General features: G+C 62.9%; 16 protein-coding genes and 2 pseudogenes. 11 read left to right on the forward strand and 7 right to left on the reverse strand.

Features of this window, described 5'->3' with window-relative positions; translation table 11 throughout:
- The first annotated feature begins 95 nt into the window (after positions 1-95).
- Positions 96-2,078, forward strand: coding sequence for an acetyl/propionyl/methylcrotonyl-CoA carboxylase subunit alpha (locus tag EOB49_RS02450; protein ID WP_127380041.1), 1,983 nt, complete (start codon positions 96-98; stop codon positions 2,076-2,078).
- Positions 2,079-2,168: 90 nt separating this feature from the next.
- Here EOB49_RS02450 and EOB49_RS02455 read toward each other — a convergent pair whose 3' ends face one another.
- Positions 2,169-3,290, reverse strand: a complete 1,122-nt coding sequence (locus tag EOB49_RS02455; protein ID WP_127270990.1) for an ABC transporter substrate-binding protein — start codon at positions 3,288-3,290, stop codon at positions 2,169-2,171.
- A gap of 392 nt (positions 3,291-3,682) precedes the next feature.
- Complete coding sequence (locus EOB49_RS02460) at positions 3,683-3,949, reverse strand: sel1 repeat family protein (RefSeq protein WP_013532614.1); 267 nt, start codon at positions 3,947-3,949, stop codon at positions 3,683-3,685.
- 449 nt (positions 3,950-4,398) lie between these two features.
- Between EOB49_RS02460 and EOB49_RS02465 the strand changes: the two genes are divergently transcribed.
- The 5 genes from EOB49_RS02465 (at position 4,399) to EOB49_RS02480 (ending at position 8,054) form a co-directional block, all read left to right on the forward strand.
- A complete protein-coding gene (locus EOB49_RS02465; RefSeq protein ID WP_127380042.1) occupies positions 4,399-4,740 on the forward strand; it encodes a DUF2147 domain-containing protein in 342 nt (113 codons plus the stop codon).
- A 224-nt stretch (positions 4,741-4,964) separates the two neighbouring features.
- A complete protein-coding gene (locus EOB49_RS36345) occupies positions 4,965-5,123 on the forward strand; it encodes a hypothetical protein (RefSeq protein WP_023812838.1) in 159 nt (52 codons plus the stop codon).
- A 39-nt stretch (positions 5,124-5,162) separates the two neighbouring features.
- Positions 5,163-5,357, forward strand: a complete 195-nt coding sequence (locus EOB49_RS02470; RefSeq protein WP_127292634.1) for a hypothetical protein — start codon at positions 5,163-5,165, stop codon at positions 5,355-5,357.
- A gap of 74 nt (positions 5,358-5,431) precedes the next feature.
- Positions 5,432-6,937, forward strand: coding sequence for an AMP nucleosidase (locus EOB49_RS02475; protein ID WP_127380043.1), 1,506 nt, complete (start codon positions 5,432-5,434; stop codon positions 6,935-6,937).
- A gap of 70 nt (positions 6,938-7,007) precedes the next feature.
- On the forward strand, positions 7,008-8,054 hold the full coding sequence (locus tag EOB49_RS02480) for an endonuclease/exonuclease/phosphatase family protein (protein WP_127380044.1): 1,047 nt from the start codon (positions 7,008-7,010) through the stop codon (positions 8,052-8,054).
- Between the two features lie 4 nt (positions 8,055-8,058).
- On the opposite strand, the pseudogene EOB49_RS02485 reads toward EOB49_RS02480, so the two are convergent.
- The 3 genes and pseudogenes from EOB49_RS02485 to EOB49_RS36350 all read right to left on the reverse strand — a co-directional run bounded on the left by EOB49_RS02485 (position 8,059) and on the right by EOB49_RS36350 (position 10,676).
- Positions 8,059-8,658 (reverse strand): annotated as a pseudogene (locus EOB49_RS02485) (DUF922 domain-containing protein).
- A gap of 128 nt (positions 8,659-8,786) precedes the next feature.
- On the reverse strand, positions 8,787-10,466 hold the full coding sequence (locus tag EOB49_RS02490; RefSeq protein WP_127380045.1) for an electron transfer flavoprotein-ubiquinone oxidoreductase: 1,680 nt from the start codon (positions 10,464-10,466) through the stop codon (positions 8,787-8,789).
- 63 nt (positions 10,467-10,529) lie between these two features.
- On the reverse strand, positions 10,530-10,676 hold the full coding sequence (locus EOB49_RS36350; protein WP_164781564.1) for a hypothetical protein: 147 nt from the start codon (positions 10,674-10,676) through the stop codon (positions 10,530-10,532).
- Positions 10,677-10,686: 10 nt separating this feature from the next.
- Here EOB49_RS36350 and EOB49_RS02495 point away from each other — a divergent pair, with 10 nt between their 5' ends.
- The 3 genes from EOB49_RS02495 to EOB49_RS02505 all read left to right on the forward strand — a co-directional run bounded on the left by EOB49_RS02495 (position 10,687) and on the right by EOB49_RS02505 (position 13,368).
- Positions 10,687-11,331, forward strand: a complete 645-nt coding sequence (locus EOB49_RS02495; RefSeq protein WP_127380046.1) for a hypothetical protein — start codon at positions 10,687-10,689, stop codon at positions 11,329-11,331.
- 210 nt (positions 11,332-11,541) lie between these two features.
- Complete coding sequence (locus tag EOB49_RS02500) at positions 11,542-12,411, forward strand: uracil-DNA glycosylase (protein ID WP_127380047.1); 870 nt, start codon at positions 11,542-11,544, stop codon at positions 12,409-12,411.
- Between the two features lie 144 nt (positions 12,412-12,555).
- Positions 12,556-13,368: a helix-turn-helix transcriptional regulator gene (locus EOB49_RS02505; RefSeq protein ID WP_127323083.1), complete on the forward strand. Its 813-nt coding sequence runs from the start codon at positions 12,556-12,558 to the stop codon at positions 13,366-13,368.
- On the opposite strand, the gene EOB49_RS02510 is transcribed toward EOB49_RS02505, so the two are convergent.
- Positions 13,369-14,346, reverse strand: coding sequence for a DMT family transporter (locus tag EOB49_RS02510; protein ID WP_127327209.1), 978 nt, complete (start codon positions 14,344-14,346; stop codon positions 13,369-13,371). It lies immediately after the preceding gene.
- Entirely contained in the window at positions 14,343-16,649 is a 2,307-nt protein-coding gene (locus EOB49_RS02515; RefSeq protein WP_127380048.1) for a xanthine dehydrogenase family protein molybdopterin-binding subunit, read from the reverse strand. Before EOB49_RS02515 ends, EOB49_RS02510 begins: the two co-directional genes overlap by 4 nt.
- 156 nt (positions 16,650-16,805) lie before the next feature.
- Here EOB49_RS02515 and pepN point away from each other — a divergent pair.
- Together pepN and EOB49_RS02525 are read left to right on the forward strand one after the other, a co-directional pair.
- A pseudogene (pepN, locus tag EOB49_RS02520) lies at positions 16,806-19,450 on the forward strand (aminopeptidase N).
- Between the two features lie 183 nt (positions 19,451-19,633).
- The gene (locus tag EOB49_RS02525) at positions 19,634-21,955 is read left to right on the forward strand and encodes a PAS domain-containing sensor histidine kinase (RefSeq protein WP_127380049.1); all 2,322 of its coding nucleotides are present in this window, start codon (positions 19,634-19,636) and stop codon (positions 21,953-21,955) included.
- Positions 21,956-22,016: the final 61 nt, after the last annotated feature.

The raw sequence follows: 22,016 nt of genomic DNA on the forward strand, positions 1-22,016 counted from the left end.
TCTCCCCCCTTGCGGGGGAGATGTCCGGCAGGACAGAGGGGGGTGTTCAAGCGCTCTGCTTCCCATGGACTTCGAACCTTACATGCGGAGGCTCCATGTTCGCCAAGATCCTGATCGCCAATCGCGGCGAGATCGCTTGCCGTGTCATCCGGACGGCGCGCAAGATGGGTGTGCGCACTGTCGCCGTCTATTCGGATGCAGACGCGAGATCCCTGCATGTCGAGATGGCCGACGAGGCGGTGCATATCGGCCCCTCGCCCGTCAGCGAAAGCTATCTGCGCGGTGACAAGATCATCGCCGCGGCCCTGGCAACGGGCGCACAAGCCATTCACCCCGGCTACGGCTTCCTGTCGGAAAATCCCGATTTCGTCGACCAGGTGGTGGCGGCGGGGCTCATTTTCATCGGCCCGTCGGCGGCCTCGATCCGTGCCATGGGGCTGAAGGACGCCGCCAAGCGGCTGATGGAAAAGGCCGGCGTGCCGGTCGTGCCGGGCTACCATGGCGAGGCACAGGAAATCGTGCTGCTTGCGTCCAAGGCACGCGAGATCGGCTATCCCGTGCTGATCAAGGCGCGCGCCGGCGGCGGCGGCAAGGGCATGCGCCGGGTCGAGCATCCAGATGAGTTTTCCGAAGCGTTGTCCAGCGCACGGCGCGAGGCGAAAGCCGCTTTCGGCGACGACCGCGTGCTGGTCGAAAAATATGTCGACAAGCCGCGCCATATCGAGGTGCAGGTGTTCGGCGACAATTTCGGCAATGCAGTGCACCTTTATGAACGCGACTGCTCGGCGCAGCGCCGCCACCAGAAAGTGATCGAGGAATCGCCCGCGCCCGGCATGACCGAGGCTTTGCGCAAGGCGATGACGGATGCGGCGGTGAAGGCCGCCAAGGCGATCAATTATTCAGGCGCCGGCACCATCGAGTTCATCGTCGATGCCTCGCAGGGCCTGAAAGCCGACCGCTTCTGGTTCATGGAGATGAACACCCGCCTGCAGGTCGAACATCCGGTCACCGAAATGGTGACCGGCACCGATCTGGTCGAGTGGCAGTTGCGGGTCGCCAGCGGCGAAAAGCTGCCGAAGACGCAAAGCGAGATCGCGCTCGTCGGCCATGCCTTCGAGGCGCGCATTTATGCCGAGGACGCGACGAAAGGTTTTCTGCCGGCAACGGGCACGCTGCACCATCTGAAATTTCCAGACGCGGCCTCCGAAGGCGCCACGATGCGCATAGAGACAGGCGTGCGGGCGGGTGACGCCATCTCGCCCTATTACGACCCGATGATTGCCAAGCTGGTCGTCCACGCAAAGGGCAGGCTGGCGGCTCTGGAAGCGCTTGGCGCGGCGCTATCCCGGACCGAGATCGCCGGCTCGACCGTCAACACCGCCTTTCTTGCCGCTCTGGCCGCCGATCCGGATTTCGCTGCAGGCGATGTCGACACCAGCCTGATTGGCAGACACCAAGAAACCTTGACGACCGTCCCGCCGCCGAGCGACGAAACCATTGCTGCCGCCGCTCTTGCGGCCTCCGGTGCCGGCGCAACCCCGTCATCCGACGATCCGTGGTCGTCGCTTGTCGGCTATGCACATTTCCACAGCGTGGCGCGACGCACATGGCTGAAGTTCGGCGAAGACGATATCGCGGCGAAGGTTTCGGTGCGGGCGGACGGACGATTCCAGGTCGCGCTGGACAAGCCCTATGGCGACACCAATTCGCATGATTTTCGCGCCACGCCGCGCCTCGCCCGCTGGCCAGGCCATATCACCGTGTTCGAAGGCGCCGTTGGCTACACCTTCGCCGTGCCGGACCCGTTGGCACGGGCCGATGAGGCGGCGGCAAGCACCGGCAGCCTGCGTGCGCCGATGCCGGGATTGGTCAAGCTGGTGCGCGTGGGAAAAGGCGATACGGTGATCAAGGGCCAGCCGCTGCTGATCCTCGAGGCGATGAAGATGGAGCACACCATCGCCGCGCCGCATGACGGCGTGATCGCCGAGATCGCCACAGAGGGCGCACAGGTCACCGACGGAACGGTGCTGGTGCGGTTCGTCGAGGAGCACAACGCCGCGACCACAGCAGTGAGCTGACGGTTCGGAAGGCCAGCGACAGGGCAAACAAGAAAATGGCCGGGATGAACCCGGCCATTTCTCTATGCTATCCAGTCGCCAGGGTGGCGATTACTGCGCGATCGGCGCGTATTTGCCGTCATGCCACTGGTTGATGTCGTAGCTGGCATTCTTGAGGTCGCCCTTCTCGTCGAAGGTGACATCACCGACAACGGTGCTGATCGGCGTACCGTTCTTCAACGCTTCGGCAACCTTGGCCGGGTCGTCGCTGCCGGCACGCTTGATGCCTTCGGCGAAAGCCTGGATGGTGGCGTAAGAGAACAGCGTGAAACCCTCCGGCACGAAGCCGCCGGCCTTGATCTTCTCGACGGCTGCCTTGGCTTCCGGCTTTGCCTGCGGATCCGACGGGAAGACGAACATGGTGCCCTCGCCGGCCGGGCCGGCAACCTGCCAGAATTCCGGCGAGGCGATGGAGTCCGGCATGATCAGCTGGAACTTCAGGTTCTGTTCCGCCGACTGACGCAGGATCAGGCCGGCTTCAGGATGGTAGCCGCCGAAATAAACAACGTCGGCTTTCAAATCCTTGAGCTTGGTGACGAGAGCCGAATAGTCCTTCTCGCCAGCGTTGATGCCGTCATAATAGACCTCCTTGAGGCCGCCGGCATTCATCGTTGCCCTGACGGCGTCAGCCACGCCCTGTCCGTAGGCGCTCTTGTCATGCAGGACGACGACATTCTTGCCGGCAAACTTCTTGGCGATCCATGGGCCGATGAAGGCGCCCTGCGCGTCGTCTCGCGTATAAAGGCGCATGATCGTCGGCCAGCCGGCCTTGGCTGCCGCATCGGTCAGCACCGGGTTTGACGAGGCCGGGCTCATCATCAAGGCGCCGGCTTCGGCATAGACAGCTGATGCCGGAATGCTGGAACCCGAGCAGGCATGGCCGTCGATGAACTTGACGCCATCGGCGACGACGCGGTTGGCAACCGACACGGCCTGCTTGGGATCGCATTGGTCGTCTTCGATGCTCAGCTTGATCTGACGACCGTCGACACCGCCCGCAGCGTTGATCGCATCGGCGGCAGCCTGTGCGCCCTGCTTGAACTGATCGCCGATGGTGGCGAGCTGTCCTGTCATCGGGCCCACCACCGCAAAGGTGATGTCGTCTGCGAATGCGACCGGCGTGCTCAACATCAGGCCGAATATGGCCGCGTTCAAAATACTCAATTTTTTCATGACGGTAGAACTCCTCCACTCACGCGCGGCCGCCCCGGCCGCGCTTCTTCCAGAGAGGCCGGACAATTTCACCCTTCATTGAGCCTGTCTAGGCGCATTGGCGCCGCTCGATTGGGCCTGCAAGACGTCATCCACGCAAAAAGCCACGCCAGCCTTGTTCCGGCTGGTCGCGGCTTTTTTGCCCGTCGAGCAATCTCCAGGCGCCCCCGCGCCTAAAAATCCGCTCAGCTTCCCTGTGTCGCGCACGACTGGGCCTTGCGGCCTGCCGCGTTCTTTCCCTCGCCTTCGTGACCGTCTTGCGCGGCCTTCAATTTCGCCGGGTCTGGCCGTCTGTGCGGCCTTGATCCCGGAGCTTCCCTGTCTTCGATGGACCTGTCTGCGATTGGCAGATTTCAGTGCATGGTCATCCATTCGCGGGCTTCGCGCAGCGCCGTGGCGATCTCGACCTTCGACATGGCGGCCGAAAGTTCCGAGCGCAGCTCGGCGGCGCGGGCCGAGCCCTTGATTGCGGCGATGTTGAACCATTTGTGGGCGGCAACGACATCGGTCTCGCAATCGCGGCCGGTCGCATACATCATGCCCAATTCGAAAAGGATGTCGGCCTGGGCAGTTGCTCCCATGGCGCCGAAACCTGCTTCAAGCATTTCAAAACGTGCCATTTCAATCCCCTGTTTTCCGGCCCCTGTCAGGCTCCCGAGAGCTGCCTTCTTTCGTCTTGCCGGCTGCTCTTCCGATGCTTTCGAGAATGCCGTGCAGGCTTGAATCCGTCGTTAAATGGCGTGCTTAATTTGAGGAAAACAAAGCTAAAACAAGAGGTAAACGCCGAAATTCGTTAAGGATACAAACCCAGCAATTCAGCCTGCTTGCCTCAAATTTGACGAAAGTTTTCTCGCGCGGGGGCAAGACTTCGCTAACCACGGCAGACAAAGGCGATGCGCCGATCGTTTCATTTCATCGTCGAGGAGGCGCTTTCAGGCGGCTGCGAAATCCCAAAGTCTTCCGCTACGGCACCGCTTTTGTTTTGCCGGGAGCTGGATTAGCTTACGTTTGCGTAAGCGGCAGACCGGCGAGGCGGAGCATCCGGCCGGACATCCACAGGGAGGAAGACATGTTTCGAAAACTGAGCCTGGCCCTTGCGGCCACATTGATCGTGGCGAGTGCGGCATGGGCCGATCCGATCGAAGGCAATTGGAAGACGCAGGCCGGCGAAACCGCGGCCATCGCCGGCGGCAGCTCGTTTTCCATCACGCTCAAGTCCGGGAAATATGCCGGCAAGACCATCGGCTCGCTCAAGGCGACGGGCGACAACAAATATGCCGGCAACATCACCGATCCGGCAAACGACAAGACCTATTCGGGCAAGGCGACATTGTCGGGCACCTCTCTTAAGATGAGCGGCTGCGTGCTCGGCGGGCTGATCTGCAAGAGCCAGACCTGGCACAAGCTCTGATCGAGCGCATCCTTGCGACATGAGGACGGGGCCCCAGCGGGCCCCGTTTTCGTTTTGTCGACACATCCTGCACCGGTGATGCTCGATACCCGCGGCGGCTATCCAAACCGACGCCGGCGCCGTCGAAACCCCGTCAATCATCTTGAACGGCAGATGAACGCCGGCATCAGAGCCGGTTCAGTTGCATCAGGGCATTCTCCGGCGTGTTGAAGGAGACCGACCCAATGCTTGCTCGCCGCTTCACCATCGTCTGCCTGCTGGTGAGCCTGTTTGGAATGTTCTTCGCCATCCTCGTCGCCGAAGCGGGCCGTCCGGCCCGCGCCTGGGACGAAGCCAGTTCCAGAACCTGCCGCCTCGCCTGCCCCACCCATCTTCGCAACTGAACAAAGAACCAAGACCTCGAAAAGAAAAGCTGAAACACCATGAACCGCATCGCCGCCAACGCTCTCAAGACACTTCGGCTTCTGCCGCGGGCGGCGCTTATCCTGGCGGTTCTGGCCGCTCCGGTTCTGGCCGTGCCGATGATGCGCTCAGATGCCGGCTCGACGATCGACGCACCAGCCCTGAAGAAGTCCGGCGTCGGCTTTGTGCTCCTGGTCAGCCTGCAGCGCGGTTGAAGAAAAACGGCGCGTTGGCCGCCTTCGGTCGCGACACCCCTCCCAAGTGCCGATCCAAGTCTCTATATTGAGCCATGGAAAAGCGAATCTACCCACAAGCCATCGAATCTGTCGTCATGCCGGAGCCTTTTGGCCGGCAAAGCTTTGATAGCGCCGAAAAAGCAGTCAAGGCACTGCAGGCGCTTTACAACCGCAACACCAAGTTCCTGCGCGACTCCTTTGCAGAGCTAGCGGCAGCAGGCGGCGACAATGGCAAGCGCTACCGGGCCTTTTATCCGGAGATCGGTGTCACCACCAACTCGTTCACCCAGATCGACTCGCGCCAGGCCTATGGCCATATGCCGACGCCCGGGCATTTTTCCACCACCATCACCCAGCCGGGCCTGTTCGAAAGCTACCTCGTAGAGCAGTTGCGCCTGATCATGCGCAATCATGGGGTTGCGGTCACGGTGTCGGAATCGACCACACCCATCCCGCTGCATTTCGCCTTCCTTGAAGGCACCCATGTCGACGGCGCGACGGCAGAGCGCATCAAGCGGCCGATCCGCGACCTGTTCGACGTGCCGGATCTCGACGGCACCGACGACCAGATCGCTAACGGCACCTTCGAAGTCGCCTTTGGCGAGCCGAGGCCTCTGGCGCCCTTCACGGCGCAGCGCATCGATTATTCGCTGCACCGGCTGTCGCACTATACGGCGACCACGCCGCAGCAGTTCCAGAACTTCGTGCTGTTCACCAATTATCAGTTCTACATCGACGAGTTCGTCGCCCGCGCCCGCGACCTGATGGCCAGCGGCGGCGGCGGATACACGGAGTTCGTCGAGCCGGGCAATGTCATCACCAAGAGCGGGCAAAGCGCGCCAAGCGAAGGCGTTGCACCGCCGCGCCTGCCGCAGATGCCGGCCTATCACCTGAAGAAATCGGGACATGGCGGCATCACCATGGTCAATATCGGCGTCGGGCCTTCCAACGCCAAGACCATCACCGACCATATTGCGGTGCTGAGGCCGCATGCCTGGGTGATGCTCGGCCACTGCGCCGGCCTGCGCAACACCCAGGCGCTTGGCGACTATGTGCTGGCGCATGCCTATGTGCGCGAGGACCATGTGCTGGACGACGATCTTCCGGTCTGGGTGCCGATCCCGCCGCTGGCCGAGATCCAGGTGGCGTTGCAGGAAGCCGTCGCCGAAGTCACCGGCCTTACCGGCTACGACCTGAAGCGCATCATGCGCACCGGCACCGTCGCCACCATCGACAATCGCAACTGGGAACTGCGCGACCAGCGTGGTCCGGTACAGCGTCTGTCGCAATCTCGCGCCATCGCACTCGACATGGAATCGGCGACCATCGCCGCCAATGGCTTCCGCTTCCGCGTTCCCTACGGCACGCTGCTGTGCGTTTCGGACAAACCGCTGCATGGCGAGTTGAAGCTGCCCGGCATGGCGACCGAATTCTACAAGCGCCAGGTGGCGCAGCACCTGACCATCGGCATCAGGGCGATGGAGAAGCTCGCGGAAATGCCGATGGAGCGGTTGCATTCGCGCAAGCTCAGAAGTTTTTCGGAAACGGCGTTCCAGTAGGCCGATGCCACGCATCGCGGCGGCATTTCTCATCTTGATTGGGCCGCATTTCTGCCGATAAGCAGGCGGCATGGAGAGAGCGAGCCTCGGGACATTGCTGATTTCGGTTGCATTCCTGGCAATGCTGGCCTGTTCGATCGCTCTGGTGACCGGGTTTTTCGGAACGCTGCATCCCGCCTTCGATTCCTTCTCGCATTTCCGCGTCCACCTTGCCGTGCTGATGGCGCTTTGTGCGCTGCCGCTGCTGGCCACGACATTTCGCCTGCAGGCGGCCGTGGCACTGCTTTTTGCCGTGGCGGCCTTCGCCACCACTTCCGGGTCGCTGTCCTTCTCCCGCCTGTGGCCGGTTCAGGCCGCCTATGAAGCAAAGAACGAAGACCGCGCGATCTACAAGCTGCTGCAGATGAACCTGCGCTACGACAATCCGACGCCGAAGAAGGTGCTGTCGCTGATCGGCCGGACCAATCCCGACGTGATCACCCTCGACGAGGTATCGGCGATGTGGGCGACCGAGCTTGGCTATATCAGCAGCGCCTATCCATACCGGATCCTCTGTCCCTATCCCAACGGCATATTCGGCGTCGCGCTGCTCTCGCGGCGGCCCTTTGCCGCGGGCACCGAGGCGCGTTGCGAAAGGCGCGGCGCCATGGCGACAGCGACCGTCGACTTCGGCGGCATCGACGTCGATGTCGCGGCGATCCACCTCAGTTGGCCGTGGCCACGCGAGCAGTACTGGCAGATCGGCGAGTTGACGGAGCCGCTTTCCGCGCTCGGCGAGACGGCCATCATGGCGGGCGACTGCAATGCCGCGCCATGGAGTGCCGCCGTGCGGCGGGTCGCGGCGCTTGGCGGGCTGACCGTGATGCCGTCCGCCGGTCCGACCTGGATCCACATCAAGCTGCCGGACTTCCTGCGGCGCTTCGCAGGCCTGCCGATCGACCAGGTTTTCAGCAAGGGCGGCGTGACCATCCATTCCGCGACACGGCTGGAAGACACCGGCTCGGATCACCTTCCGGTCATGGTGGAGTTCTCACTCAGGCTGAACCAGCAAAAGCCGCTCGACGAACATGAAACCGCGACCGCGGCCATAAGCCAGACCGGCAAGACGCCAGGCTGAAGGATCAGGGCCTGACCAAAGCGATGACGAGATGCTGGACATGGCCGCCATCGCGATGCTCGCGCGCATCGAAAGCGAGCTGCTTGGCCTCATATGCGGCATTGGTGGCCTTGATACGTCGCTGTGCCTCGCGACGTGTCTTGTAGCAGAACCGGTCGTCGGCAATCCTGAGGCCGGAGATCGATCTTTCCGTGGCCTACATCATCTCCCTGGCGATGCGGCCATGGGTTTCCTCATGGGCGCGGACGCCGGCGAAGAACCGCGTCCATCGCTTCCGGAGCGTCGGCGTGGTGGCCGAGGCGACACGCGGAAACGTATAAAAGAGATTGAGCGTGCCGTTGGCGCGCCGCAAGCGGCAAACGCCATTGTCCTGGCTGGTGTCAAGGTCCCAATCCACTGCGTAGCCGGTCAACGCGATGGCGTGCGTCATGAAGCCGTGCTTCGGCCCCTTGCGGTCCATAGCCTGCATCAGCGCCAGCCCCGTATTCCCGGTGATGTCGTAGGTCCGCGTCTTGACCACCACCCTGGTGCCGGCCGAGGCCGCCGAAGCCGAACCGAACAGCGCAGCGATCGCCACAAGGCATGCCAGAACCGCCAGGCGCATTGGCCATCTCCTTATCGTCAAGGAATGGAACCATAAGCGCGCGGCAGTTTCAACAGTCCTAATGTTTCACATGCGACGGGAGACCCGAGCCGTCGTCGGGTCCTTTGCACGCTGTGGCCGGCGCGGGCCTACATGCCCTGGTAGACCGGGCCTTCTCCGCCTTGCGGCGGCACCCAGTTGATGTTCTGGTTCGGGTCCTTGATGTCGCATGTCTTGCAGTGGACGCAGTTCTGCGCGTTGATGACGAAGCGCACATCCTTGGCCGTGGGATCGGCGGCGGCATTGCCGTCCTTGTCGACCCACTCGTAAACCCCGGCCGGACAGTAGCGCGTCGAGGGGCCCGCAAAGACATCGTGCTCGGAACGCTTCTGCAGTTCCATGTCGCCGACAAGCAGGTGGACCGGCTCGTTTTCCTCGTGATTGGTGTTGGACAGGAACACCGAGGACAGCCTGTCGAAGGTCAGCACGCCATCGGGCTTCGGATAGGCGATCTTCTTGTGCCGGGCGGCAGGCTCGAGCGTCGCATAGTCGGCCTTGCCATGCTTCAGCGTGCCGAAGGGCGAGACACCGAACAGCGTGTTCAGCCACATGTCGAGGCCGCCGAGGCCGACACCGACGATCGTGCCGAAGCGCGACCACAGCGGCTTGACGTTGCGCACCTTCTTCAAATCCTTGCCGATGTCGGTCGCGCGCCAGGCTTCCTCGTAGGAAGCGAGTTCGTCGTTGGCGCGCCCGGCACCGATCGCCTCTGCGACATGCTCGGCCGCCAGCATGCCGGACAGCACGGCATTGTGCGAGCCCTTGATGCGCGGCACGTTGACGAAGCCCGCCGCACATCCCATCAGCGCACCACCGGGGAAGGAGAGTTTCGGCACCGACTGCCAGCCGCCCTCGGTGATGGCGCGCGCGCCATAGCCGAGGCGCTTGGCGCCGTCGAAAGTCCCGCTGATCGCCGGATGGGTCTTGAAGCGCTGGAATTCCTCGAAGGGCGACAGCCAGGGGTTCTTGTAATTGAGGTGGAGGACGAAGCCGACCGCCACCTGATTGTCCTCGAGATGGTAGAGGAACGAGCCGCCGCCGGTCTTCAAGTCAAGCGGCCAGCCGAAGGAATGCTGGACCAGCCCCGGACGGTGGTTCTCCGGCTTGACCTGCCAGAGTTCCTTCAGACCGATGCCGTATTTGCCCGGTTCGCGGCCATCGGAAAGCTTGTATCTGGCGATCAACTGCTTGGCGAGCGAGCCGCGAGCGCCCTCCCCGATCAGCACATATTTGCCCATCAGCGCCATGCCGGGTGCGAAGCCCGGACCGTGCGTTCCGTCCTTCTCGATGCCCATGTCGCCGGTGACGACGCCGGTGACGGCGCCTTGCTCATTGTAGAGCAGGCCGGCAGCGGCAAAGCCCGGATAGATCTCGACGCCGAGCGCTTCGGCCTTGGTCGCCAGCCAGCGGCAGACATTGCCGAGCGAGACGATGTAGTTGCCGTGATTGTTCATCAGCGGCGGCATCAGCATGTTAGGCAGGCGAAACGAGCCGGCAGGACCAAGGACGAGGAAATGGTCTGATGTGACCGGCGTCTTGAAGGGATGGCCGTCCTCATCGCGCCAGCCCGGCAAGAGCCGGTCGATGCCGATCGGATCGACAACGGCGCCGGAGAGGATATGGGCGCCGACCTCACCGCCCTTCTCCAGGACGACGACCGAAAGCTCGGGATTGACCTGCTTGAGGCGGATGGCAGCGGCGAGGCCCGCCGGTCCGGCACCGACGATAACCACGTCGAATTCCATGCTTTCGCGTTCGATGTCGCTCATCAACCCCTCCGCACTGGCTTATCCCATTCGGGTATCTTGCTGGCTCCCGCGCTGCATAGCGCATCAATTGACGACAGGAAACCGGCGCATACGTGACAATGCCGTTTTGGCCAAAAAGTCGCGCATTGCGAAGCTGGAAGACTGCTTTTCGCCCGGCATTGCCTCCAAGGCGCGCGTTTCTAATTGTTCGACGGCTTGCTTATCGGCCATACTTCACGCCATGCGCATTCCTGGGCCAGCCGGCTTTTCATCGACGCGCTTTCTTTTCCCGCTCGGCCGGATCCGCCAGGCGCTCCTTTTGGCCCTTCTGATGCTGGCGCCGCATCACGCTGCCGCCGACGAAGTGAAGGTCTGGGCGGCAGGCGCCTACTCCTTCTCCGACGAGCTTGGCGGCTTCCGCATCACCGGCGCCTCGGGCATCGGAACGAAGGACGATCCGTTCGTCATCACCGAAGAGCTGAATTCGTCAACACCGGTGACGCTGACGATCCGCACGACAAAGCCGATCCAGGCCTTCGGCAAGGCCGGCGAATTCGCCAACGGCATGATGTATATGCGCATCGAGGTGCTCAACAACAGCGGCCAGGCCTGGGTCGAATTCCAGTTCGAATTGCAGGAGATCCTGAATCGGCCGAGCGTGTTCGGCGACGGGCTTTCCTTCGACCAGCGCAACAAGACGCCAGACAATATCTTGTCGAGCAATTTCGCCGATTTCGATCGCGATTTCGAACCCTATGACCGGCTGCTGTTCAGGAATGGCAAGGTCGACCCGCTGAAAACCGCCAGGTTCGAATTCCTGATGACTGATTACACGCCGCGCTGGACGTTTTACCTCGTGCAGGATCCACGCATACCGACGGGATGAGGCGCGGATGCGGGGCGCGCTCTCCCCCCTCGAGGGGCGGCACGACCGGACGCGACTCCCCTTCGCCGACAGAGGAGGTTGACGCTCTACGCGCGACGACCCCCTCTGGCCTGCCGGCCATCTCCCCCTCAAGGAGGGAGATTGGCTGTCATCACCGCTTTCGCCAATCACAAACTTGCAAATCGTGCTCGCGCGGATGAATGTGCCGGCATGACTGCCGCTTCCCCAAACAACAGACCTGACATCGCCGACTTGCTGGCCTTTTACGCCAGCGTGGGCGTCGACGAGGCGCTTGAAGACCAGCCCGTGAACCGATTCGCCGAGGTTGCGCCAAAGCCCATGGAGCGCGCGGCGGCGTCTTCGGGCGATATCGCCGCACCGCAGAGTTCGACGAATATGTCTCGCCCCGAACCAGGTGACAGATCAAGTGCGCCGCCGGTTGCGCGCCCAACGTCGGCCACCGTTCCCGACGAAGCGCAGGCGGCACTGGCTCGCCAATTGGCGACGACAGCAACGACGCTGGACGAGCTTCGCCAGCACATGGCGGCATTCGAGGGCTGCAATCTCAAGGCCACCGCCAAGAGCCTGGTGTTCGCCGACGGCAACCCGGACGCCGCCGTGATGCTGGTCGGCGAGGCACCCGGCCGCGACGAGGACATCGAGGGCCTGCCCTTCGTCGGCCGATCGGGCCGGCTGCTCGACCGCATGCTGGCGGCGATCGGGCTCGACCGTACTTCAGTCTATATCGCCAATGTCATTCCCTGGCGGCCGCCGGGCAATCGCACGCCGACGCCGCACGAAACCGAGATCTGCCGGCCGTTCATCGAGCGGCAGATCGAACTGGTCAATCCGAAGGTGCTGATCAACCTTGGCGGCCCGTCAGCCAAGACCTTGCTCAACACCTCGGAAGGCATATTGCGGCTGCGCGGCAACTGGCGCGCCCACACGACGGCGTCCGGCATCGCCATCCCGGCCATGCCGACGCTGCATCCGGCCTATCTCCTGCGAACCCCGTCGCACAAGAAGCTGGCGTGGCGGGATTTTCTCGAAGTCAAGGCGAAGCTGCGCGCACTTGGGTGATTGGCCAATCTCCTCCACGAGGGGGGGAGATTGGCTGTCATCTCCGCTTTCGCCAATCTCCAATGTGGATAGGCGAACGCCGGCAAGAACTATGACCTCAGACGTAATTGAAATGCCCCCCTCTCCCAGTCTAACCATGCCCTCATGACAACAGCCCAAACCTCCGCCGGCAGCCTCATTCGCGAGTGGCGCACCCGCCGCCGCATGTCTCAACTCGACCTCGCCATGGAGGCCGAAATCTCGCAGCGGCATCTGAGCTTCGTCGAAAGCGGCCGCGCCGCGCCCTCACGCGACATGGTGCTGCATCTGGCCGAGCAATTGTCGATGCCGCTGAGGCAGCGCAACCAGTTGCTCCTCGCCGCCGGCTTTGCGCCGAGCTTCGGCGAGCGCTCATTGACCGACACCACGATGGCGCCGGCGATGGCGGCGGTCGAGATCGTCCTCAAAGGCCACGAGCCGTTCCCGGCACTCGCCGTCGACCGCCACTGGAACCTAATTTCGGCCAATGCCGCCATTGCCCCCTTCCTTGCCGATGTCAGCGAGGCTTCGCTGCTGACGCCGCCGGTCAACGTACTTCGCCTCAGCCTTCATCCCGGCGGCATCGCGCCACGCATCGTCAATCTCCAGGAATGGCGGACGCATCTGCTCGAGCGCCTGAAACACCAGAATGACGCGAGCGGCGACGCGGTGCTGATCGAACTCGAGCGTGAGCTGAGGACTTATCCGTCCGGCTTGAAAGGCAGTCGGCCGGTGTCGGTAGAGCCGAACCCCATCGTGCACCCGCTCAGGCTTGCGCACGGCGACCAGGTGCTGTCGTTCATCAGCACCATCACCGTCTTCGGCACGCCGCTCGACGTGACCCTGTCGGAACTGGCGATCGAATCGTTTTTTCCAGCCGATGAGCAGACGAGAACGGTGTTGGTGCGGTTGGCGAAGGAGCGGGCCGAGCTGTCGTAATCACCCTTCAGGCAAAGATGCCTTGCGCGTGCGGGTGCGCTCCAGGCCAAGCTGGCGTTCGCGCCAGATGATGAAAATGCCGGCGGCGACGACGATCAGGCCGCCGACAAGCATATGGAGCGTGGCGACGTCGCCGAAGACGAGATAGCCGACGACGACGCCGAGGATCATCGACGTATATTCGAACGGCGCCACGACCGAGGCTTCGGCATGGCGATAGGCTGCCGTCATCAGGATCTGGCCGAGGCCGCCGCAGAAGCCGGCGGCAACAAGAAGAGCCGCCTGGAGCGGCGTCAGCGCCTGCCAGCCGAATGGCAGCGACAGCAGCGACATGACGCTCGCCGTCACCGAAAACCACAGCACGATGGTCGCTGTGCGCTCGCTTTGCACGAGATTGCGCACCAAGAGCATGGCGACGGCCGAGATCGCCGCGGCGACAAGAGCGGCGATGACGCCAAGCACTTCCTGATCGTCGAGCGCCTCGTCGGAACTCAGCAGCGTCAGTTCCGGCCAGGAGATGATCAGCACGCCGACCAGGCCGACCGCGACCGCACTCCAGCGATAGACACGGATGGCCTCGCCGAGGAAGATGGAGCTGAACACCACCACCAGCAGCGGCTGCGCGTAATTCAGCGTGATCGCTTCCGGCAGCGGCAGCCGGGTCAACGCAAAAAAGCCGAGCCCCATGGCGCAGACGCCGACCAGGCCGCGGGCGATGTGGTTGAACGGACGGTTGGTGGTGAAGGCAGTGCCGAGTTCTTTCCTGAAGGCCAGGAAGGCGATGATCGGGAAGATAGCGAAGAAAGAGCGGAAGAAGACAATCTGGCCGGCCGGAACCGTGCCTGCGGCTTTGATGCAGGTCTGCATGCCGACGAAGACCGCCACCGACACGATCTTGAACATGATGCCGGTTAGCGTGTCGTGCCCGCCGGCATCACCGCTGGCTGTGGCCGGGGGGCTGCCGGGGCCTGCTGTCACGCTCCCGACGCTTCTCGGATGGTCGCCCAGATACGCGCCGGCGTTGCCGGCATGTCGATGTGCTTGACGCCATAGGCGCGCCAGAGCGCGTCAGTCACCGCATTGAGTGCCGCCGGCGTCGAGCCGATGGTGCCGGCCTCGCCCGCGCCCTTGATGCCGAGTGCATTGGTGGTCGAAGGCACGTTGCGGGTCTCGAAATGGAAGAACGGGAAATTGTCGGCGCGCGGCATGGCGTAATCCATGAAGCTCGCAGTCAAAAGCTGTCCGTCCTCGCCATAGATGGTGTCCTCGGTCAGTGCCTGGCCGATGCCTTGCACGACGCCGCCATGCACCTGGCCGGCGAGCAGGATCGGGTTCACGGTGACGCCGAAATCGTCGACGATGGTGTAGCGGACGATCTCGGTCGCGCCGGTGTCGGGATCGATCTCGACCTCGCAGATATGAGTGCCGTTGGGATAGGTGCATTCGTCCTGCACGAACTCGCCAAAGCCCTTGAGATCATCCGGCGTCTTGGCGGCCTTGGCGATGGCGGAAAAATCGATCGAGCGATCGGTGCCGACGATGCGGGCAACACCATCAGACAGCTCAATGTCGCCGGCCGAGGCTTCAAGCTCGTCGGCGGCGATGCGCTTGATCTTGTTGGCCAGATCCTCGCCCGCGCGGGAAGCCGATACACCCCCCAGCGGTATGGAGCGCGAGCCGCCGGTGCCGCCGCCGGCTTTCAATTCATCGGTATCGCCCTGGCGGACATGGATCTTGTCGATGTCGAGATTGAGCTTTTCCGACAGGAACTGGGCATAGGCGGTGGCGTGCCCCTGTCCGTTGGTCTGGGTGCCGATCTTCAGCGTCACCGTGCCATCGCCGTTGAGTTCGACGAAGGCCGGTTCGGAGCCCGGAAAGGCACAGGCCTCGATATAGGTCGCCATGCCGAGGCCGCGGATTTTTCCACCGGCCTTCGATTGCGCCAGCCGCTCGGGAAACGCTTTCCATTCGGATTGCTCAATAGCGCGCTCCATATGGCCTTCGAATTCACCGGTGTCGTAGAGGCGGCCGGTTTGCGTCCGGTAGGGAAATTGCTCCGGCCGGATGAAGTTGCGGCGGCGGATCTCCTCGACAGGCAGGCGGAGATCGTGGGCGCAGGCATCGACCAGCTTTTCCAGCAGGAACGCCGCTTCCGGCCGGCCGGCACCGCGATAGGCATCGACCGGGCAGGTGTTGGTGTAGAGGCCGGTCACCGAGACGTCGAGCGCCTGGATATCGTAGACACCGGTGGACATGGTGACGCCGATATAGGGGATGAACGGGCCGTATTGCGAGATATAGGCGCCGATGTTGGCGAGCAGGTCCACCTTCATGCCGAGAAAGCGGCCGTCTTTGTCCAGCGCCATCTCAGCCGTGACGAAATTGTCGCGGCCTTGCGCGTCGGTCAGGAAGTGCTCCGTGCGGTCACCGGCCCATTTCACCGGGCGGCCAAGCCGCTTTGCCGCTTCCAGCACCAGCGGATATTCGCGGTAGACGAAGCTCTTCGGCCCGAAACCACCGCCGACATCAGGCGTGATGACGCGCAGCTGGTCCTTCTTGATCTTGAACACGCTGGCCAGGATATACTGCATGGAGTGCACGCCTTGCGACCCGGTGGTCAGCACGAAGCGCTTCTCCTCGACGTTCCATTCGCCGATCGCGGAGCGCGGCTCCATGTAGTTGCACACCAGCCGGTTGTTGACGAACTCGATGCGGGTGACATGGGCGGCCTTGGCGAAAGCCGCTTCGCTCTTTTTCTTGTCGCCCATGTGGTAGCTGAAGGCGCGGTTGGAACCAAGCTCCGGCCAGACCAGCGGCGTGCCTTCGGCCAATGCCGTTGCCGTCCCGGAGGCCGCATCTTCGCCGTCATAGTCGACATCGATCAGTTCGGCGGCATCCTGCGCCAAGGCTCGGCTGTCGGCGACGACGAAGGCAACGGCATCGCCGACATAGTTGACGCGGTCGCGGCACAGGATCGGGATATCGCGCGTCGGAGCCTTGGTGCCGTCCGGCTGTTCCTGCATGACGCCGGATTTCAGATCGCCGAGATGGGCAAGATCCTTGCCGGTCAGCACCAGATGGACGCCAGGTGCCGTCTTCGCCGCCTCGGTCGAACCGATGGTGAAGGTGGCCTTGGCGACCGGCGAGCGCAGGACATAGCCATGCAGGACGCCAGCCGGCTGGATGTCGTCGGTATAGCGGCCCTGGCCCTGGATGAAGGCGGCATCCTCGCGCCGCAGCACGGATGCGCCCATGCCGAATTTCGGTGTGACGACGGTCATGGGTGCCTCGTGATGATGACAGGAGAAGGAACGCCTGAAATAGGCATTGCCTCAGTTTTGTCGAGGGGCCGTTTCGTGTAAAGAGCGCGGACTTCAAATTTCTTGGACCAGCGGACACAATCCGCCGCCAACGCAATCGACAGGAAAACCCACGGAATGCGCACGGACACCGGCCAGGTCTTCAAACTCGAAGACTATCGCCCCAACGACTACCTCATTCCGACAACCGACCTTACCTTCCGCCTTTCGCCAGACGCAACGCGTGTCACCGCCGTACTCACGGTAGAGCGCCGTGACGACGTCTCCGTGTCGGCACCGTTGGTGCTCGACGGCGACGGGCTGACGCTCAAGCGCATCGAGATTGACGGCAAGAAGGTAAAACCGGCGGATCTGCTGGCGACGCCTGACCGGTTGACCATCCTCAAGCCTCCGGCGGCGCGTCGCTTCCAGTTGCTCATAGAGACCGAGGTGGCGCCGGCCGGCAACGAAGCCCTGATGGGCCTCTACCGCTCGAGCCATGTCTACTGCACGCAATGCGAAGCCGAGGGCTTTCGCCGCATCACCTATTTCCTCGATCGTCCCGACATCCTCTCCGTCTACACGGTGCGCATAGAGGCAATGCGTGACGAAGCGCCGCTGCTCCTGTCCAACGGCAACCCGGTCGACAGGGGCGACCTCGGCGACGGCTGGCACTATGCAGTGTGGCACGACCCTTTCCCCAAGCCATCCTATTTGTTCGCGCTGGTGGCCGGCAATCTCGGCCAGGTTGCGGACAGTTTCGTCACGCTATCGGGCCGCACGGTCGAACTCGGCATCTATGTCGAGCCCGGCAAGGAGAAGCTGGCCGGCTACGCGATGGATGCCCTGAAGCGGTCGATGAAATGGGACGAAGAGGCATTCGGCCGCGAATACGATCTCGACGTCTTCAACATCGTCGCCGTGTCAGACTTCAACATGGGAGCGATGGAGAACAAGGGCCTCAACATCTTCAACGACAAATATGTGCTGGCCGACCGGGAGACCGCGACGGACGCCGATTTCGCCAATATCGAGGCGATCATCGCGCATGAGTATTTCCACAATTGGACAGGCAACAGAATCACTTGCCGCGACTGGTTCCAGCTCTGCCTGAAGGAAGGCCTGACGGTTTTCCGCGACCACGAATTCTCCGCCGACCAGCGCTCGCGCGCGGTCAAGCGCATCGCCGAAGTGCGCACCTTGCGCGCCCACCAGTTTCCCGAGGACCAGGGTCCGCTGGCGCATCCGGTGCGGCCGCGCCGCTACCGCGAGATCAACAATTTCTACACCGCGACGGTCTACGAGAAAGGCTCCGAAGTGGTGCGCATGATCCGCACAATTCTCGGTGCCGACGTCTTTCGCGCCGGCATGGACCTCTATTTCGAGCGGCACGACGGTGACGCCGCGACGATCGAGGATTTCATCAAGGTGTTCGAGGATGCGTCCGGCCGTGATCTGTCGCAGTTCGCGCTCTGGTATCATCAGGCAGGCACGCCGAACCTGACGATCAGTTCGACGCACAATCCGGCGGCGCAAGAGTTCACGCTCGAAATCGAGCAGTTGGTACCGCCGACACCCTCCGAAAGCCGCAAGCGGCTGATGCACATCCCGCTGGCTTTCGGCCTGATCGGCGCCGGCGGCAAGCCTGTGCCGTATAGCGGCGTCGAGGGCGCCAGCGTCGAGGACGGCGTCATCCATATCCGCAAGCGTCGCCACATGGTGCGGTTTTCAGGCGTCACCGAGCGCCCGGCCGTGTCGCTCAACCGCGGCTTTTCGGCGCCGGTGACATTGTCCGTCGAGCAGAAAGCCGACGACCAGTTCTTTCTCGCCCGCCATGACAGCGACGCCTTTTCGCGCTGGCAGGCCTTCAATACTCTGCTGACCGATGCACTGATCACCGCCTTCCGCGAGATCCTCGGCGGCAAGCAGCCGGCCTTTGCACCGCGGCTGATCGAACTCGCCGGCAGCATCGCCGGCGACGAGACGCTGGAGCCGGCCTATCGAGCACTGGCGCTGGCATTGCCCGGCGAAGCCGACATCGCCCGCGACATCGGCCGGAACATCGACCCCGATGCTATCTATGCGGCTCGCGAGGCACTGGCGTTGGCGATCGGCACTGCGAACCGGGACGTTTTTTCGGGCCTTTACCGCAGCCTTGCCGACAAAGCAGCGCTCAGCCCCGACGCGGCGAGCGCCGGACGACGCGCCTTGCGCAACACTTTGCTGGATTATCTGTCGCTGCAGCCGGGTGGAGCAGCACTCGCCGCCAGGCATTTCCAGTCGGCGACCAACATGACCGACCGCGCGGCAGCACTTGCCGTGCTCGCGCATCGTCACCACGGTTCGCCCGAGGCGGTCGAGGCGCTGGCGGCTTTCGAGACGACCTATGGGTCCGACCCGCTGGTCATGGACAAATGGTTCCAGATCCAGGCCAGCGTTCCGGGACCGCAAACCGTCGACACCGTGAAGGCCCTGACCAACCACCCGGCCTTCTCGATGGGCAATCCGAACCGGTTCGCTCGCTGATCGGCACCTTCTCCAGCGCCAACCAGACCGGCTTTCATCGTGCTGACGGCGAAGGCTACTGGTTCTTTGCCCAGACTGTGCTTGAGGTTGAAAAGCGCAACCCGCAAGTGGCGGCCAGGCTGGCTACGGCGCTCAGATCGTGGCGTTCGCTCGAACCTTTGCGGCAGGCGAAGGCCAGGGAAGCGCTGCTGTCGATCGCCGGCGCCGAAAACCTGTCGGCGGATCTGCGGGATATTGTCGAGCGCACGCTGGCGTAGGGAGAGTGATCTCCCCCACGAGGGGGGAGATCGACCATTTCGACGTTATTTTAGTCGATTTTTAATCTTTTTTGGCCGGACCACTGGACAAGGCGAATCACCTTTGATTCTTTACTGACGATTCGGATGTGCGGCGTTTGCCGGATCACCAAGCAGCATAGGCAAATTCGGGGAGTGCCATTTATGGCGAAGGCGGACGCGTGGGGCGCGCCCGGAGGGACGGCTTTTGCGCGTCGTGAGACGCGCGGCGACGGTCTTGCCGGGAATACGCGGCTCATCGCCGAACCGGCCTATCGACGGCTTCTGGCCGCCGAGCCGCTGCTGCGCCGGTCAATACCCGTCCTCATCATCACCTTCCTGATCGTCATCGCGGCGCTGCGCGTGCTGTCGCTGATGAACGAGCGCGACGATGTCGAGCGCAATGCCAAGGCGATCCTGACGCTGGCGGCGGGCCAATTGGCCAGTTCGCTCGCCACCACCTCGGAAACGGTGCCCGGCGCCATACAGGACCTGCTGGAGACCACCAGCCGTCAGGGCGCGATGGGCCGCAGCCATGTGCTTGTCATCACCGACAGCGCTTTCAAGATCGTCGCGGTGACGCCGCGCTCCATGCCATGGCAGGGCCATTCACTCGACGGCCTCGTCGAGGGCGGCCAGCCCTTGTTCATGTTCGGCGATCGTGCCGGCGTCATGGACGTCAACATCGACGGACGGGATTGGTACGCGGCGGTCAGCCTGGCGGATGGCGGAAAGGGCGCATCGGCGGCCCTGGTGCCACAGGACGCGGTTTTCGATGCCTGGCGCAAGACCGTTTCACTGAACGTCACCCTGTTCGTGCTGACGGCCGGCGTGCTGATCGTCATCCTCTACGCTTATTTCGGTCAGGCCGCGCGTGCGCAGGCGGCCGACCGCATCTATCTCGAAGCGCATCAGCGCATCGATATGGCGCTGGTGCGCGGCCGCTGCGGCCTGTGGGACTGGGACATGGTGCGCGGCAAGATGTACTGGTCGCGCTCGATGTACGACATGCTCGGCTACAAGCCCTGCGACACGATGCTGTCCTTCGGCGAGGTCGATCAGATCATCCATCCCGAGGACGGTGACCTGTTCGAACTCGCCAACAGAATTGTCGCACGCGAGATCGATCATATCGACCAGGTGTTCCGGATGCGGCATTCCGACGGCCAATGGGTCTGGATGCGCGCACGGGCACAGGTCATCGATCCGGAAGCGCCGGAGATCCAGCTGATCGGCATTGCCGTCGACGTCACCGAACAGCGTCATCTGGCGCTGCGTTCCGAGGCTGCCGACCTTCGCCTCAGGACGGCGATCGAGAACATCAACGAATCCTTCGTGCTGTGGGATTCGACGCAGCGCCTGATCATGTGCAATTCCAAATACCAGCAGGACAATGGGCTTTCGGACCGCGACGTGATGCCGGGCACCGCGCGCGCGGCGCTGGAAGAACGCATGCTGGCCTTTGCTTCCGAACGGCGGCTTGCCCACACCAGCGGTCTGCAGGGCGGCGCCACTTTCGAGCGGCAGCTGGCCGACGGCCGCTGGCTGCAGGTCAACGAACTGAAGACCCGGGACGGCGGCATCGTCTCGGTCGGCTCGGACATCACCCAGATCAAGCTGCACCAGGAGAAGCTGGTCGACAGCGAGCGCCGGCTGATGGCGACGATCCATGATCTTAGCCTGGCGCGGCGGGCCGAAGAGGAGCGTTCGCGCGAACTGGTCGACCTCAACCGCAAATACATGAAGGAAACCGAACGCGCCGAAGCGGCGAACCGGGCCAAATCCGAATTCCTGGCCAACATGTCGCATGAGTTGCGCACGCCGCTGAACGCGATCATCGGCTTCTCCGAACTGATGGAACAAGGGCTGTTCGGCCCGCTCGGATCGGAGCGCTACGAGGAATATGCCACCGACATCAACAGCAGCGGCAAATATCTGCTGGGCGTCATCAACGATATTCTCGACATGTCCAAGATCGAGGCCGGCCAATTCTCGCTGGACCGGGAAGAAATCGACCTCGGCCCGCTCATCAGCGAAACCGTACGCGTCGTTTCGCTGCAGGCGGCGCAAAAGGCCATCACCGTGGAAACGCGCATTGCCGATGCGCTGACGCTGGTCGCCGATCGCCGTGCGATCAAGCAGATCGTCATCAACCTTTTGTCCAATGCGGTGAAGTTCACCGGCCAGGGCGGCCACATATCGGTCAGGGCCCGCAACACATCCGGCGCGTTGGTGCTGACGATCGAGGACAATGGCTGCGGCATCCCCAAGGATGCGCTCGGCAAGCTCGGACGGCCTTTCGAGCAGGTGCAGAACCAGTTCTCCAAGAGCCATGCCGGGTCCGGCCTTGGTCTTGCCATCTCACGTTCGCTGGCCGAACTCCAGGGCGGCGCGCTGAAGATCCGGTCGAGCGAAGGAGTCGGCACGATCGTGTCGGTGCGCATCCCGGTGAAGAAGGCCGTGCTGGCGATCAAAGCCGCAGCCTGAAGATTTCATCACCATTCCAGGCTTGATCCCATCTCGCAGGCCCGAGGTGAGATGCTTTGAC

Origin of the sequence: Mesorhizobium sp. M7A.F.Ca.MR.148.00.0.0 (assembly GCF_003997735.1) — a bacterium.
GTDB lineage: Bacteria > Pseudomonadota > Alphaproteobacteria > Rhizobiales > Rhizobiaceae > Mesorhizobium.

Excerpts from the sequence above, each read along its gene's own strand:
- EOB49_RS02500 (WP_127380047.1), top strand. The coding sequence starts at position 11,542 with ATGACTGCCGCTTCCCCAAACAACAGACCTGACATCGCCGACTTGCTG.
- EOB49_RS02470 (WP_127292634.1), top strand. The coding sequence starts at position 5,163 with ATGAACCGCATCGCCGCCAACGCTCTCAAGACACTTCGGCTTCTGCCG.
- EOB49_RS02515 (WP_127380048.1), bottom strand. The coding sequence starts at position 16,649 with ATGACCGTCGTCACACCGAAATTCGGCATGGGCGCATCCGTGCTGCGG.
- EOB49_RS36345 (WP_023812838.1), top strand. The coding sequence starts at position 4,965 with ATGCTTGCTCGCCGCTTCACCATCGTCTGCCTGCTGGTGAGCCTGTTT.
- EOB49_RS02450 (WP_127380041.1), top strand. The coding sequence starts at position 96 with ATGTTCGCCAAGATCCTGATCGCCAATCGCGGCGAGATCGCTTGCCGT.
- EOB49_RS02480 (WP_127380044.1), top strand. The coding sequence starts at position 7,008 with ATGGAGAGAGCGAGCCTCGGGACATTGCTGATTTCGGTTGCATTCCTG.
- EOB49_RS02505 (WP_127323083.1), top strand. The coding sequence starts at position 12,556 with ATGACAACAGCCCAAACCTCCGCCGGCAGCCTCATTCGCGAGTGGCGC.
- EOB49_RS02475 (WP_127380043.1), top strand. The coding sequence starts at position 5,432 with ATGGAAAAGCGAATCTACCCACAAGCCATCGAATCTGTCGTCATGCCG.
- EOB49_RS02455 (WP_127270990.1), bottom strand. The coding sequence starts at position 3,290 with ATGAAAAAATTGAGTATTTTGAACGCGGCCATATTCGGCCTGATGTTG.
- EOB49_RS02490 (WP_127380045.1), bottom strand. The coding sequence starts at position 10,466 with ATGAGCGACATCGAACGCGAAAGCATGGAATTCGACGTGGTTATCGTC.
- EOB49_RS02465 (WP_127380042.1), top strand. The coding sequence starts at position 4,399 with ATGTTTCGAAAACTGAGCCTGGCCCTTGCGGCCACATTGATCGTGGCG.
- EOB49_RS02495 (WP_127380046.1), top strand. The coding sequence starts at position 10,687 with ATGCGCATTCCTGGGCCAGCCGGCTTTTCATCGACGCGCTTTCTTTTC.
- EOB49_RS02525 (WP_127380049.1), top strand. The coding sequence starts at position 19,634 with ATGGCGAAGGCGGACGCGTGGGGCGCGCCCGGAGGGACGGCTTTTGCG.
- EOB49_RS02460 (WP_013532614.1), bottom strand. The coding sequence starts at position 3,949 with ATGGCACGTTTTGAAATGCTTGAAGCAGGTTTCGGCGCCATGGGAGCA.
- EOB49_RS36350 (WP_164781564.1), bottom strand. The coding sequence starts at position 10,676 with ATGGCCGATAAGCAAGCCGTCGAACAATTAGAAACGCGCGCCTTGGAG.